This is a genomic window from Lysobacter sp. cf310, assembly GCF_900114355.1.
Taxonomy (GTDB): Bacteria; Pseudomonadota; Gammaproteobacteria; order Xanthomonadales; family Xanthomonadaceae; genus Lysobacter.
Window position 1 is genome coordinate 434,110 of sequence record NZ_FOSS01000002.1, and the last position, 13,862, is coordinate 447,971.

At 70.1% G+C, this 13,862-nt stretch carries 12 protein-coding genes; 5 read left to right on the forward strand and 7 right to left on the reverse strand.

Annotated elements, in window-relative coordinates; genetic code table 11:
• The first annotated feature begins 116 nt into the window (after window positions 1-116).
• The 3 genes from yidD to BMZ45_RS08600 are packed head-to-tail and all read left to right on the forward strand — an operon-like array spanning window position 117 to window position 2,574.
• Window positions 117-365, forward strand: a complete 249-nt coding sequence (gene yidD, locus BMZ45_RS08590; RefSeq protein ID WP_200943927.1) for a membrane protein insertion efficiency factor YidD — start codon at window positions 117-119, stop codon at window positions 363-365.
• Window positions 350-1,681, forward strand: coding sequence for a dihydroorotase (locus tag BMZ45_RS08595; protein ID WP_091635099.1), 1,332 nt, complete (start codon window positions 350-352; stop codon window positions 1,679-1,681). Before yidD ends, BMZ45_RS08595 begins: the two co-directional genes overlap by 16 nt.
• A complete protein-coding gene (locus BMZ45_RS08600; protein ID WP_091635101.1) occupies window positions 1,678-2,574 on the forward strand; it encodes a M23 family metallopeptidase in 897 nt (298 codons plus the stop codon). Before BMZ45_RS08595 ends, BMZ45_RS08600 begins: the two co-directional genes overlap by 4 nt.
• 18 nt (window positions 2,575-2,592) lie before the next feature.
• Here BMZ45_RS08600 and BMZ45_RS08605 read toward each other — a convergent pair whose 3' ends face one another.
• From BMZ45_RS08605 to efp, 7 genes are all read right to left on the reverse strand, one after another.
• The gene (locus BMZ45_RS08605; RefSeq protein ID WP_091635104.1) at window positions 2,593-4,275 is read right to left on the reverse strand and encodes a diguanylate cyclase; all 1,683 of its coding nucleotides are present in this window, start codon (window positions 4,273-4,275) and stop codon (window positions 2,593-2,595) included.
• Between the two features lie 489 nt (window positions 4,276-4,764).
• Window positions 4,765-5,697: a GTP cyclohydrolase FolE2 gene (gene folE2 / locus BMZ45_RS08610; RefSeq protein WP_175489007.1), complete on the reverse strand. Its 933-nt coding sequence runs from the start codon at window positions 5,695-5,697 to the stop codon at window positions 4,765-4,767.
• A 146-nt stretch (window positions 5,698-5,843) separates the two neighbouring features.
• A complete protein-coding gene (locus tag BMZ45_RS08615; RefSeq protein ID WP_139215443.1) occupies window positions 5,844-6,602 on the reverse strand; it encodes a squalene/phytoene synthase family protein in 759 nt (252 codons plus the stop codon).
• Window positions 6,599-7,285 (reverse strand): phosphoglycolate phosphatase, encoded by a 687-nt coding sequence (locus BMZ45_RS08620; RefSeq protein WP_091635111.1) that lies wholly within the window; start codon window positions 7,283-7,285, stop codon window positions 6,599-6,601. The genes BMZ45_RS08615 and BMZ45_RS08620 overlap by 4 nt, the downstream gene beginning before the upstream one ends.
• Entirely contained in the window at window positions 7,282-8,031 is a 750-nt protein-coding gene (gene ubiG / locus BMZ45_RS08625) for a bifunctional 2-polyprenyl-6-hydroxyphenol methylase/3-demethylubiquinol 3-O-methyltransferase UbiG (RefSeq protein ID WP_091635114.1), read from the reverse strand. Before ubiG ends, BMZ45_RS08620 begins: the two co-directional genes overlap by 4 nt.
• A 46-nt stretch (window positions 8,032-8,077) precedes the next feature.
• Window positions 8,078-9,418, reverse strand: coding sequence for a TRZ/ATZ family hydrolase (locus tag BMZ45_RS08630; RefSeq protein WP_091635117.1), 1,341 nt, complete (start codon window positions 9,416-9,418; stop codon window positions 8,078-8,080).
• 376 nt (window positions 9,419-9,794) lie between these two features.
• Entirely contained in the window at window positions 9,795-10,361 is a 567-nt protein-coding gene (efp, locus tag BMZ45_RS08635) for an elongation factor P (RefSeq protein ID WP_091635119.1), read from the reverse strand.
• Window positions 10,362-10,579: 218 nt separating this feature from the next.
• On the opposite strand from efp, the gene epmB reads away from it, so the two are divergent.
• The gene (gene epmB / locus BMZ45_RS08640) at window positions 10,580-11,611 is read left to right on the forward strand and encodes an EF-P beta-lysylation protein EpmB (protein ID WP_091635122.1); all 1,032 of its coding nucleotides are present in this window, start codon (window positions 10,580-10,582) and stop codon (window positions 11,609-11,611) included.
• A gap of 62 nt (window positions 11,612-11,673) precedes the next feature.
• Entirely contained in the window at window positions 11,674-13,749 is a 2,076-nt protein-coding gene (locus BMZ45_RS08645; RefSeq protein ID WP_091635125.1) for an EAL domain-containing response regulator, read from the forward strand.
• The last annotated feature ends 113 nt before the right edge of the window (window positions 13,750-13,862 follow it).

The window sequence follows — 13,862 nt, forward strand, 5'->3', positions numbered from 1 at the left end:
GGGGTTCGCCCGGCCTTGCCTTGCGCTTGCCTTGTGAGAGGAAAGCGCGCTGTTATACCCTGCCCCGACTACTGCGGCAACCGCAATCCGACGCCGGTCGTCCGCATTAAGGAAACGTGATCGACCGCCTCCTCATCGTCCTGCTACGCGGTTACAAGCGCTGGATCAGTCCACTGCTCGGGCCGCGCTGTCGCTTCTATCCGACCTGCTCGGAGTACGCGATGCAGGCGATCGCCCGTTTCGGCGCCTTCAAGGGCAGCTGGCTCGCCTTGCGGCGGATTTTGCGCTGTCATCCCCTGCACCCCGGCGGCCACGACCCGGTGCCGCCCCTGGACCCCGGAAAACACTCATGTCATCGACACTGATCGTCAACGCCCGCCTGGTCAACGAAGGCCGCGAATACGACGGCGACCTGCGCATCGAGGACGGCCGCATCGCCCGGATCGGCACCGGCCTGACCGCCCGCGACGGCGAAATCGTGGTCGACGCCGGCGGCCGCCGCCTGCTGCCGGGCATGATCGACGACCAGGTCCATTTCCGCGAACCGGGCCTGGAGTACAAGGCCGACATGGCCACCGAATCGGCCGCCGCGGTGGCGGGCGGGCTGACCACCTTCATGGACATGCCCAACACCAATCCGCCGACCCTGAATGCCGAGGCGCTGGAGGACAAGTACCGCCGCGCCGCCGGTCGCGCCTGGGCCAACTACGGCTTCTACCTGGGCGCCAGCAACGACAACCTGGCCGATATCCAGCGCCTGGACCCGCGCACCGCGCCGGGCGTGAAGGTGTTCATGGGCGCGTCCACCGGCAACATGCTGGTCGACGATCCGGTCACCCTGGACGCGATCTTCCGCGACGTGCCCACGCCGATCATCACGCATTGCGAAGACACTCCGATGATCGACGCCGAACTGGCCCGCTACAAGGCCAAGTACGGCGACGACATCCCGGCCGAATGCCATCCCGACATCCGCTCGCGTCAGGCCTGCAAGAAGTCGACCGAACTGGCGATCTCGCTGGCGCGCAAGCACAACACCCGCTTGCATGTGCTGCACATCAGCACCGCCGACGAACTGGCCCTGTTCACGCCCGGCCCGATCGAGGGCAAGCGCATCACCGCCGAGACCTGCATCCACTTCCTGCGCTTCGACCGCGCCGATTACGCCGCGCTCGGCCATCTGATCAAGTGCAATCCGGCGATCAAGGACGCCAGCGACCGCGAGGCGCTGATCCGCGCCGTGGCCGAGGACGTGATCGACGTGCTGGCCACCGATCACGCGCCGCACACGCTGGAGGAAAAGGGCCGCCCCTACACCTCCGCGCCCAGCGGCCTGCCGCTGGTGCAGTACGCGCTCAACGCCGCGCTGGAACTGGTACACGAAGGCCGCTTGAGCACCGCCCAGGTGGTCGACAAGTTCGCCCACGCGCCGGCCAAGCTGTTCGACGTCGAAGGCCGCGGCTTCCTGCGCGAGGGCTACGCCGCCGACCTGGTGCTGATCGACGACACGCCCTTCACGGTGCGCCGCGAGGACGTGCTGTCCAAGTGCGGCTGGTCGCCGTTCGAAGGCCGCACCTTCCATTCGCGCATCGCCTCGACCTGGGTCAACGGCGTGCTGGCCTGGGACGGCGCGCGCCTGGTCGGCGCCGCCAACGGGCAGCGCCTGGCGTTCGCGCGATGAGGTTGGCCGTGGCGGCCGCGCTGGCGACGCTGGCGCTGGCCGCCTCCAGCGCGGCGCCGGTCGCCGACGCCCAGCCCGCGCCGACGCCGGTCGCGGCGCCCGCCGGCGACGCCGTCGACCCGCGCATCGTGTTTCCGCCATCGGTGCAACAAGGCGCGATGGTGATCGGCAAGGTGCCCGCCGGCGCGAGCGTGCGTTACGGCGAGCGCACGCTGCGCGCCACGCCCTACGGTTCGGTGGTGTTCGGCATCGGCCGCGAGCAGACCGCGCCGGTCGAGGTCGACGTGATGGCCGCCGACGGCCGCAGCCAGCGCGTGAGCATCGTGGTGCTGCCGCGCGACTGGCCGATCGAACAGATCAACGGCGTGCCGCCCAAGACCGTGAATCCGCCGCCCGAGATCGCCGAACGCATCCGCCGCGAGCAAGCCCTGGTCACCGCCGCGCGCGATCGCGACGACGAGCGCGCCGACTTCGCCCAGGCCTTCGTGTGGCCGGTGCGCGGCCGCATCAGCGGGCGCTTCGGCAATCAGCGCGTGTACAACGGCCAGCCCGGCTCCGCCCATTCGGGCATGGACATCGCCGCGGCCACGGGCACGCCGGTGCTGGCGCCGGCCGCGGGGGTGGTCACCTTCGCCGCGCCCGACCTGTACCTGACCGGCGGCACCCTGCTGCTCGACCACGGCCATGGCATCAGCTCCAACTTCCTGCACCTGTCGCGCATCGACGTGAAAGTCGGCGACCGCATCGTCCAGGGCCAGGTCCTGGGCGCGGTCGGCGCCACCGGCCGCGCGACCGGGCCGCACCTGCACTGGGGCATGAACTGGTTCGACGTGCGCATCGATCCGCTGCTGGTGCTGGAACGCGGCGACGCGGTGCGCGCCGGCGCCAAGTAAACCCGCGCCCGCGCCGGGCTAGTGCACCAACTCCTGCGCGCGCGAAGCGCTGTGGCCGGTCACGCGATCGCGGCCGGCCGACTTGCTGGCGTACAGGGCCGCGTCGGCGCGCTCCAGCAATTGCTCGGCGGTTTCCTCCAGCATGAGTTCGGCCACGCCCACGCTGAGGCTGGCGCCGAGCAGCTTGCCGTCGATCGACAAGGGCCGGCAGTTCACCGACGAACGCAGGTTCTCGGCCACGCCCAGGGCTTCGCGCAGCTGGGTGTCGGGCAGCACCACCAGGATCTCGTCGCCGCCGTAGCGGCCGAACAGGTCGTAGGTGCGCAGGCGATTGCGGGTGCGCAGGGAGATGATGCGCAGGGTCTGGTCGCCGACCCGATGGCCGTGCTCGTCGTTGATGCGCTTGAAATGGTCGACGTCGAAGAACACCACCGACAGCGGGCGCCGGCTCTTGTGCGCCGACTCGACCGCGGCCTTGAGGCGGGCCTCGATCGCCGGGCGCGTCATCGCGCCGGTCAACGCGTCGTAGGTGGCCTGGCGGCTGGCCTGATCGCGATCCCGGCGCAGCTGCTGCAGCTTGTCGGACAGCCCGATCATCAGCACCAGTCCGCCCATCGCGAAGCCGAGCGGGAAGGCGTAGTCCATCCATTCCGGATTGCCCCACCAGCCCAACTGCCCGGCGAAACGCAGGGCCGTCAGCACGAACATCGGCGTCCACGACAGCAGCAGGAAATACGCCTCGCGCTGACGCCGCAGCACGCCGATCGCGCCGGCCGCCACCACGATGCCGAAGCCGGTCAGCAGAATCAGGTTGGCCGCCAACGCGATCACCGGCGCGACCGTGGCCAGGGTCACCAGCATCAACAGCACGATCGCGATATTGCAGCCCATCAGCACCCGCATCAGACCGGGCTGGGTCTGACGCAGGCTCAGGTAGTGGGCCAGGAAGGCGTTGCTGGCCAGCACCGCGATCAGGCCGAACATGCGCCCGGCGCGCGCATCGTCGCCGACCAGCATGGCCAGGAACGGAATCGAACGCACTTCGCCGCCGTAGCTGATCAGGTACAGCAGCTGCGCCAGCAGGGTCAGGCTCAGCATCAGATAGCTGCGCTCGCCGATTCCGGCCCAGAAGCCGAACGCGAGGATCGCCAGCACCACCATCGTGGTGAGCACGGCGGTGCGCCAGGCGACATGGGTCATGTCCTTGCTGTGCACCACCGCCAGGGGTTCGATCGAGGCCGTCATCGGCAGCGGCGTGAGCGACTGCACGCGCAGGTACACCGATTCGCCGGCGGCCAGGCCGTGGCTCAACGGGACCACCAGTGCGCGCGTGGACGCGCTGCGGTCGGCGCCGTTGCCCAGCAGCGCGCGCGGCACCGGCAGCGGCGAATTCGGCAGCCAGACTTCGACGCGGTTGAGGTGCGGCGAGCGCAGCACCAGCTGCGGCTGATCGGCGGCGCTGCGGTCGCGGGTGGTGGTCAGCCGCCACCAGCGCGGCGCGCGGTCGCGTTCGCGCAAGGACAGATCGGACACGGCGACGAAGCGCTGGTCGAAGTCGCCGGCCAGGACCTGCACGGGCAAGGGGTCGGCATCCAGGCGCGAGAGTTGCAAGGAAGGCGACTGCGCCGGCGCGACGGCCGCCACTAGCATGCCCAGCCAGACCAGGACGGCCTGCCACTTACGACGCGAGGGTTTCCCCATAACCCGCCTCGGCACCCTGCAACGCTTCGAGCATAGCCCAATGAGGTGACGGCACGCACAGTTTTACGGCCGTTTAAGCGCTCCGAACGGCCGGCGGGGGTGTTTTAAGAGGCGGTAAGCGGTGGTTTTTGGATGCCGGGTGTGTGCCGACATGGGCTGCGGGGTCGGCGTGGGCTGATGGCGGAGCGAGGCCTCTCCGGGAAGCCGCTCGGGGGCGGTTCATGGCGGGCCGTTCGAGCCGCGGATCGTGGGCCTGCGTGGCTCCGGCGAGTCAGGCGCCGTATCGGCGCATGGCGCCTAAGTCGCTGGATATTCGGCTCCGCCGACGTAAAGGGGAGCCCGCGCGGGAATGACGAACTGGGCAGCAGCGCCAGGCGATCGGGGTTGCGACTGCGCCTGCCGTCCACCGCCGCGGCTTAGCCGCGATGAGCCGTTCACGATGCGCTTATCGAAGCATGAACAGCCAACCCGCGCGTCGGATCGCCGGGTTCAGTCGCGAGCGCCCTGCCCGCTCACTCGCGCGACCGCATCGTGCGCATGCAGGCTTTCGAAATGCGCTACCTGTGCCTCGTAGCGGTCGATGCGCGGATCGGCCGACAGCGCCGCTGCCACGCGGCGGGCGGCGTCTTCGCAGAACATCAGGTTCTCGGCATTGAGGCGGGCGAAGGCCTGCTCGTCCTCGCGCTTGACCGCGGTCTGCACCGGCGTGCCCAGGGCCTGCTCGATGGCATCGATAAACGCGTTCAGCGGCAGCTCGTCGAAGGCCGGACGCAGTTCGACCCTGATCTCGGCGCGGCTGCGCTGGGCATGCGGGGTGGCGGCCAGGCCGCGCTCGGACGCCAGCCACTCGCCGACCACGGCGGTCGACAGCGGGCGGGCGGCGGCGAAGTCCTCGACGAAGCGCTCGGCGTTGAGCTGGCGCGACAGCGCCGCCGAAGCCGGACAGGTGCTGGAGTATTCGACCGAGAAACGCAGGCCCAGATGCAGATGGCCGTCCAGCAAAGTCGCGTCGATCTCGACCGGATAGCGCTTCCAGCCGGCGTTGGCGCTGGCCAGGGCCGGACGCAGCAGCAGTTGTTCGTAGCGCAGCACCAGGCGCGCGGCGCTGGAGATGCCGCCCTGGCCTTCGATCAGCGCCTGCAGCACGCGGCGCAGGCCGGCCGGAGTGACCGTCTCGCTGGCGAAGGCGTCCTGCAGCTGCAGGTACATGCGCGACATGTGGATGCCGCGCGCGTCGGCATCGCGCAGGTCGACCGAGACGTCGACCGAGGCCGCGACCTGGATCGGATCGCCGCGGCCCGAGGCCACGCGCAGCGGCAGGGCGATGTTGGACATGCCGACCCAGTCCAGCGGACGCGCCGCGGCGGCGGCGTCGAAAGCGACATCGGGGAGGCGACGCGGGGTGTTCGTATGGGTGGTCACGACAGCTTCAATGAGGGCGGCGTGGGGGACCGCAACGGGGCCATTCTACCGGCCGCGCCGGGCCCGCCCCTGTCCGGGGCTGAAACGCTGTGTCTGCGCGGCCGCGGTTGGGCCGTGCGCGGGCCGCGCCTATGTGCCGGCGCGGCCTAGCGGCCGCCGCGCGCGCCGCGCCAGGCGCTGAGCAGGGCGCGCCAGGGCGACAGCGGCCGGGCGGCGTCGCCCGCGCGCAGGCGCCCCAGCGCCAGCGCCGCCCACAGCCGCCTCGGTCGGGTCGCGGCCGGCTCGGTGGGCCAGTGCCTGCGCAACTCCTCGGCCCAGGCCTCGACCGCGGCGGCCTCGCCCGCGCGCGCCAGCACGCCCAGCGGCACCGCGCTTTCGCCCTCGTGGGCCAGACGCGCATGCAGCAGGCCGGCGCTGGCCACGGCGGCGTCGCCGGTAGCGACCGCGGCGCCGAACAGGGCCGCATCGACCGCGGCCAACGCGGCCGCGTAAGTATTCAATTGGGTGGTCGCATCGGCGCGGTCGAGCGGACGTTCGCGCGTTTCCAGCAAGCTCGGCAGCGCGGCCGCAAGCGCGGCCCAGGGCGCAGGCAGGCGCTGCAGGGCCTGGCCCAGCGGATGCCGGCGCCGGCCCTGCGACCAGCCCTGCAGCTCTTCCAGCCACCAGCCCAGCTTGAGCTCGCCCGGCCGTGCGTCGCGCCCGCCCCAGGCGGCGTCGGCCAGCTCCTGCTGCAGCGCGGCCCAGGCCAGCGCGGTCTCGCGCTGTGCGGCCGGCACGAAGGTTTCGGCCAGCGCCCATTCCGGCCAGCGTGCGCGCCACTTGCCGATGAAGCTGGCCAGCGCGTCTTCGGGCGCGGCCGCGCCGTGGCCGGCGTCGCGCGCCGGGTCGGCCTTCGGTTCGCTCATCGCGTGGGCGGCCACGCCGCCGCCGCGCACAAGGTGTCGGGTTGTTCGATCAGGCGATCGCCCTGCCAGGCCGACGGATCGTCCTCGGCCAAACGGTAGCCCCACAGCGCCACCACCGACGGCATGCCGGCGGCGCGCGCGGCGATGATGTCGCGCTCGTCGTCGCCGACGTAGACGCAGTCGGCCGGCGCCACACCGATGCGTTCGGCGGCCACCAGCAACTGCAGCGGGTCGGGCTTGCGCTTGGCCAAGGTGTCGCCGCCGATCAGCACCGCGCAACGCGATTCCCAGCCCAGCAGCGGCATCAGCAGCTGCGCCAGATACTCGGGCTTGTTGGTGACGATGCCCCAGACGCTGCCGGCGGCTTCCAGTTCGGCCAGCATCGCCTCGATGCCGTCGAAGGGCCCGCCGTGGCGGCCGAGTTCGCGCTGGTAGTGATCGAGGAATTCCTGCAGCCAGCCGCTGCGCTCGTCGGCCGGCACCTGCGGAAACGCGGCCGCGAGCATGGCCTGGCCGCCGCGCGACACGTGCGGACGCAACTGCGACAGGGGCATGGGCGCGTCGCCGCGTGCGGCGCGCATCACGTTCAGCGCGGCCAGCATGTCCGGCGCGCTGTCGAGCAAAGTGCCGTCCAGATCGAACAGCACCGCCTTGGGAAACGCCGTCGCGATCTCGCGGTTCATGCGCTCTCCGGCTTGCGCGCGCAGGCCAGGTAATTGACGTCGGTGCGCGCGATCACGCGGGCGGCGTTGCGCCAGGGTTCGTACATCAGGCCGCTCACGTCTTCCAGTTGCAGCTCGGCCGCGCGCAGCCATGCCGCCAGCTCGGACGGCTTGATGAAATCGCGGTACTGGTGGGTGCCCTTGGGCAGCACGCGCGCGACGTACTCGGCGCCGACGATGGCCAGCGCGAACGCGGCCGGGGTGCGGTTGAGCGTGGACAGGAACAGGCGCCCGCCCGGCTTGAGCAGGCTGGCGCAGGCGCGCACGATCGCCGCCGGATCGGGCACGTGCTCGAGCATTTCCATGCAGGTGATGGCGTCGAAACTGCCCGGCTGTTCGGCCGCCAGCGACTCCACCGACTGCTGGCGGTAGTCCACGCGCACACCGGTTTCCAACTTGTGCAGGCGCGCGACCTTGAGCAGTTCCGGCGCCAGGTCGATCGCGACCACGTCGGCGCCCGCGCCGGCCAGGGCCTCGCTGAGCAGGCCGCCGCCGCAGCCGACGTCGAGCACGCGCGCGCCGCTCAGGGTGCTGCGCTGCGCGACATAGCCCAGACGCGCCGGGTTGAGCGCGTGCAGCGCCTTCTGCGGGCCCTGCGGGTCCCACCAGCGGTTGGCCAGGGCGCCGAACTTGTCGAGTTCGGCCTGGCTGTAGTTGTCGTCGCCGCCGGCCTGGGCCGATTCGGACGCGGTGCCGTGTGCGCTCATGGGGGATCTGCCTGTGCGTACGTGAAAAGGGGGAACGACGCCGGACTCAGCGCCCGAGCGCGGCGATCCGGCCGCGCCATTGGCGCGCGTTGGCGATCAGGGCCTGGACGTCCATATCCACCAGCACGCGCTGGCGCAGCTTGGCAGCGCCGGCGATCCAGACATCGCTGACCTGGTGGCGGCCGGTGGCGTAGATCAGTTGCGAGACCACGTGGTGCAGCGGCTGGGTTTCGAGCTGACCCAGATCGACGCAGACCAGATCGGCCTGCTTGCCGATCTCGATCGAGCCGATCCTGGTTTCGAAGCCGAGCGCGCGCGCGCCGCCCAGGGTGGCCGCGCGCAGCGCGCTGAACGCGTCCAGCGCCGAGGCGTCGTCGGCCACGGCCTTGGCCAGCAGCGCCGCGGTGCGGGTCTCGCCGAACATGTCCAGGTCGTTGTTGCTGGCGCAGCCGTCGGTGCCGATCGCCAGATTGACCCCGGCGTGGTGCAGCTTGCAGGCCGGGCAGAAACCCGAGGCCAGCTTGAGATTGGATTCCGGGCAATGCACCACGCTCACGCCGCGCTGCGCGCACAGCTCGATCTCGGCGTCGGTGAGCTGGGTCATGTGCACCGCGATCAGGCGGTCGGTGACCAGGCCCAGCCGGTCCAGTCGCGCCAGCGGGCGCTGGCCGTGCAGCTTGATCGAGTCGGCGACTTCCTGCGCGGTCTCGTGGGTATGCAGGTGCACCGGCAGGTCGAGCTGATCGGCGAGCATGCGGATGCGTTCGAAGTTCGCATCGCTGACCGTGTACGGCGCATGCGGCGCGAACGCGGTCGCGACCAGCGGATCGTCGCGCCACAGGTCGTGGACCTCGCCGGCGCGGTCGAAGTATTCGTCCGAACTCTGGGCCCAGGCGGTCGGGAAATCGATCACCGGCAGACCGACCCGGGCGCGGAAGCCATGGCGCTTGTAGACCGCGGCCTGGACGTCGGGGAAGAAGTAGTTCTCGTTGGCGCAGGTGGTGCCGCCGCGCAGCATCTCGGCGATCGCCAGGGTGATGCCGTCCTCGACGAACTGCGGCCCGATCACCGCCGCCTCGACCGGCCAGATATGGCCTTGCAGCCATTCCATCAGCGGCAGGTCGTCGGCGATGCCGCGCAGCAGGGTCATCGGGTTGTGGGTGTGGGCGTTGACCATGCCCGGGATCAGCGCCGCCTCGGGGCGCGACACGGTCTCGGCGGCGCGGTAGCGGCTGCGCGCTTCGGCGATGGGCAGCACGTCGACGATCGCGCCGCCGCGCACCGCCACGGCGTGGTCTTCCAGCACCACCGCATGCGGTTCGACCGGGACCACCCAGCCCGCTTCGATCAACAGGTCGCAGGATCGGGTTTCGGTATCGGTCGTCATTCGCGTAGTCGGCCCTTCGTTTTCGCGCAACGGCGGCGCGTATCGATAGCGTAGCGGGTCGGGGGCCGATTGCGGTTACGCGCGGATGGCGAGTGGGCGCGGGGTGGCGTTCGGACCGCCCGGCTCAGGCGGAGGCGCCTGAGCTTTGGTGGATACCCCGCTTGCGCGGGAGGATCCTGATTCGATCGCGAAGGTGGGGGTCGGGGGAGTTCAGCATGGCGCTGATTCACTGGACCCCCGCTTTCGCGGGATGACGCAATGGCATCGCGAATGCGGGGAACCAGGGAATCCAGCATGGCGCTGAAAGCACTGCCCCCGCTTTCGCGGAGTGACCCGATGGCAAAGCCTTGGCCACAAGCGGCCAAGGGCCCTCGCGTCACTTCACCCGGCTGACGTATTCGCCGGAACGGGTGTCGACCTTGATGATTTCGTCCTGGCCCACGAACAGCGGCACGCGCACCACCGCGCCGGTTTCCAGGGTGGCCGGCTTGCCGCCGCCGCCCGAGGTATCGCCGCGCACGCCCGGGTCGGTCTCGGTGATCTTGAGCTCGACGAAGTTCGGCGGCTGGACCGCGATCGGCACGCCGTTCCACAGCGTCACCACGCACTCTTCCTCGCCCTTGAGCCACTTCTCGGCGCCGCCCATGCCGGCCTTGTCGGACTGGACCTGCTCGAACGACTCCTGGTTCATGAAGTGCCAGTACTCGCCGTCGGAGTACAGGTACTGCATGTCGGTGTCGACCACGTCGGCCTGTTCGACGCTGTCGGTGGCCTTCATGGTCATTTCGACCACGCGGCCCGACTTGATGCTGCGGTACTTGATGCGGGTGAAGGCCTGGCCCTTGCCCGGCTTGACGTACTCGGTCTCGGTGATGATGCACGGGTCGTTATTGACCAGGATCTTCTGTCCGGTCTTGACGTCGTTCATGCCCAAGCTGGCCATGCTGAAACTCCTGCGAATGTAAGAATGAGGCGGTTGCGCCGGCCGGTGCGCGGGGCCCCGACGGGTCGGGGCCGCCGTACCGACGGCGGGAGGCTAGAATGTCGGGCTGCGCCAGCCACCGCCGCCGAAAGGCCGGGCGGGACGCGAACGGGACCGGAGCCGGGGGAAGCCCCTGGGCGCCGGACCCACGAAACCGGATCCATACAAGCTAGCCCCGCATGATACCCGCAGCCCCGGCCTCCATACAGCCGCAGCCCCTCCCGCACCCCGGCGCGTCCGCGCGCTGGCAGGCGCTGTGGCGCGATGCGGTGCGCGATCCGCGCGAGCTGCTGGCCCTGCTGGGGCTGGACGGCGTCGCCGCCGGGGTGTCGGACGAGGCCGCGGCGCAGTTCCCGCTGCGGGTGCCGCGCGGCTTCGTCGCGCGCATGCGCGCCGGCGACCCGCACGACCCGCTGCTGCGCCAGGTCCTGCCTCTGGACCAGGAGCTGCGACCCATGCCCGGCTACGTCCTGGACCCGGTCGGCGACGGCCTGGCCAAGGCCGGCGACGGGGTGATCCGCAAGTACCGCGGGCGCGCCCTGCTGGTCACCACCGGCAGCTGCGCGATCCACTGCCGCTACTGCTTCCGCCGCCACTTCCCCTATGCCGAGGAAACCGCGGCCGCGGCCGGCTGGCGCGCCGCGATCGACCTGATCGCAGCCGACCCGGAGATCGACGAGGTCATCCTGTCCGGCGGCGACCCCTGGTCGCTGGCCACCCCTAAGCTGGCCGAGCTGACCCAGGCCCTGGCCGCAGTCCCGCACCTCAAGCGCCTGCGCGTCCACACCCGCCTGCCGGTGGTCCTGCCCGAGCGCGTGGACGCGCCGCTGCTGGCCTGGCTGCGCGCCCTGCCCTGGCCGGTCACCGTGGTCCTGCACGCCAATCACGCCCAGGAGTTCGACGCCGCCGTCGATGCCGCCCTGGGCCGGCTGCGCGCCGCCGGCGCGACCCTGCTCAACCAGGCCGTGCTGCTGCGCGGCGTCAACGATAGCGTCGAGGCGCTCGCAGATTTGAGCGAGCGTGGTTTCCGTGCCGGCGTCCTGCCGTACTATCTGCATCAGCTCGATCGTGTGCAGGGGGCTGCGCACTTCGAAATCGAAGACGAACGTGCCCGCGCGCTGCATCGCGCGCTGGCCGCGCGGCTTTCTGGCTACCTGGTTCCAAAACTGGTGCGCGAGATCGCCGGAGATCCCGGAAAGCGACCGCTGTAACGCGGTTCGCATGGACTCCGGCCCGGCCTTCGTGTCATAAACGCGGGCCACGGAGGTGGTGAATGCAATTCGGCAAAGACATGGTGCTGCGCCTGCTGATCGTCGACGACAGCGTCGAGGCGGCGGAAGCCATCGTCAGCGGTCTACGCAACAGCGGCATCGCCGTGCGACCGTCGCGTCCCGAGAACGAAACCGAGCTGGCCGCGCAGGTGCTGCAGCAGCCCGACCTGGTGCTGGCCGCGCGCGACGCGCGCAACCTGCCGCTGCCCAAGGTCATGCAGCAGGTCGACAGCACCGGCAAGGACCTGCCGGTCCTGGTCCTGCTGGACAACGTCGACGACACCGGCCTGCTGGAAGTCCTGTCGATGGGCGCGCGCAGCGTGATCCTGCGCGGTCACACCGACCACGTGCAGAACGTGGTCCGCGCCGAATGGGCCGACCTGGAAGCGCGCCGCTCGCTGCGCCGCCTGGAAGCCCAGGTGCGCGAGACCGAGCGCCGCTGCGACACCCTGATCGATTCCTCGCGCGAGCCCATCGCCTACATCCACGAAGGCATGCACATCCGCGCCAACGCGGCCTACCTGGATATCTTCGGTTTCGAATCCTTCGAAGAGATCGAGGGCATGTCGCTGCTGGACCTGGTCGCACCCGGCCAGGTCGACGGCTTCAAGCAACTGCTCAAGCAGTTGTCCAAGGGCGAGGCGCCGCCGCCGCGTTACGAAACCGAGGCGCGCGCGCTCGACGGCAGCCATTTCGCCGCGGTCATGGAATTCACGCCGGCCAGCTACGAAGGCGAGCAGTGCCTGCAGGTGATCCTGCGCCGCCAGGAGTTCGACCCCGAACTGGCGCGCGAGGTCGAGGCCCTGCGCCAGCGCGACCAGGTCACCGGCCTGCTCAACCGCGCCACCTTCCTGCGCGCGCTCGAGGACGCGGTGTCCGACGCCGCCCAGAACAACACCCACCACGGCCTGCTGCTGATCGAACCCGATCATTACGCGCGCCTGCTGCAGGAAATCGGCCTGGACGCGTCCGACGAGCTGATCGCCGCGTTCGGCGAGCGCCTGCGCACCGTGATCGGCCCCGACGACGTCGCCGCGCGTTTCTCCGAGCACCAGTTCGCGGTGCTCACGCCCAACTGCGACTACCACGCGACCTCGGCCCTGGCCGACCGCCTGCGCACCGCCTTCGCCGACCACGTGCTGGAAACCCCCAGCCGCTCGCTCAACACCACCGTCAGCATCGGCGGCGTGCAGATCGGCGAGAAGATCGCCAGCGTCACCGCGGTGCTGGGCAAGGCCAGCCAGTGCGTGCTGTCCAGCATCGGCGTGGGCGGCAACCGCACCGAACTGTTCGACCCGGGCGCGGCCGACCGCGCCGAGTCCGAACGCGTCGAAGCCTGGGTCACGCGCATCCGCGACGCGCTGGACGCCGACCGCTTCCTGATGAACTACCAGCCGCTGATCAATCTGCACGGCGAGCCGATGGAGATGTACGAGGCCTACCTGCGCATGCAGGGCGAGCCCGGCGAACTGGTGCAGCCGCTGAGCTTCCTGCAGATCGCCGAGGAGCACGGGCTGTTGTGGGAAATCGACCGCTGGGTGGTCGGCAAGGCCATCCAGGTCATCGGCGATCGCCTGCGCGCCGGCAAGCGCACCACCTTGCTGGTCAAGATCACCCAGGCCTCGCTGCAGGACGAAAGCCTGCTCCAGCACATCGAAGAGCAGCTGGCGCGGCAGAACGCCGAAGGCAGCCTGCTGGTGCTGCAGCTGCCCGAGTCCAAGGTCTTCACCCACCTGCGCGCGGCGCAGGAATTCCAGGCCCGGGTCTCGCGTTTCGGCGTGCGCGTGGGCCTGGAACAGTTCGGCTCGGGCCTGAACTCGTTCCAGATGCTCAGCCATTTCGATGCTTCGTTCCTGAAGATCGACCGTGCCTTCATGGAAGACCTGCCCAGCAGCGCCGACCACCAGCAGCGCATCCGCGAGATCGCCAGCAAGGCGCGCGAACTGGGCAAGCAGACCATCGCCGAGTTCGTCCAGGACGCGGCCAGCATGTCCTTCCTGTTCGCCGCCGGCATCGATTACGCCCAGGGCCACTTCCTGGCCGCGGCGGGTCCGGATATGGATTACGACTTCCAGTAAGCGGCTACTCCGCATTCGAAGCCGAGCAAAACCCCGCGCCGCCCCGCTCTTCCTCCCCCTTTGAAAAAGGGGGATCGAGGGGGATTTGCTTTTCCGCGCCACTGCCGCCGCAG

Bases quoted from the DNA above. Each gene is read 5' to 3' on its own strand.
- BMZ45_RS08595 (WP_091635099.1), top strand. From the start codon at position 350: ATGTCATCGACACTGATCGTCAACGCCCGCCTGGTCAACGAAGGCCGC.
- BMZ45_RS08600 (WP_091635101.1), top strand. From the start codon at position 1,678: ATGAGGTTGGCCGTGGCGGCCGCGCTGGCGACGCTGGCGCTGGCCGCC.
- BMZ45_RS08605 (WP_091635104.1), bottom strand. From the start codon at position 4,275: ATGGGGAAACCCTCGCGTCGTAAGTGGCAGGCCGTCCTGGTCTGGCTG.
- BMZ45_RS08615 (WP_139215443.1), bottom strand. From the start codon at position 6,602: ATGAGCGAACCGAAGGCCGACCCGGCGCGCGACGCCGGCCACGGCGCG.
- BMZ45_RS08620 (WP_091635111.1), bottom strand. From the start codon at position 7,285: ATGAACCGCGAGATCGCGACGGCGTTTCCCAAGGCGGTGCTGTTCGAT.
- ubiG (WP_091635114.1), bottom strand. From the start codon at position 8,031: ATGAGCGCACACGGCACCGCGTCCGAATCGGCCCAGGCCGGCGGCGAC.
- BMZ45_RS08630 (WP_091635117.1), bottom strand. From the start codon at position 9,418: ATGACGACCGATACCGAAACCCGATCCTGCGACCTGTTGATCGAAGCG.
- efp (WP_091635119.1), bottom strand. From the start codon at position 10,361: ATGGCCAGCTTGGGCATGAACGACGTCAAGACCGGACAGAAGATCCTG.
- epmB (WP_091635122.1), top strand. From the start codon at position 10,580: ATGATACCCGCAGCCCCGGCCTCCATACAGCCGCAGCCCCTCCCGCAC.
- BMZ45_RS08645 (WP_091635125.1), top strand. From the start codon at position 11,674: ATGCAATTCGGCAAAGACATGGTGCTGCGCCTGCTGATCGTCGACGAC.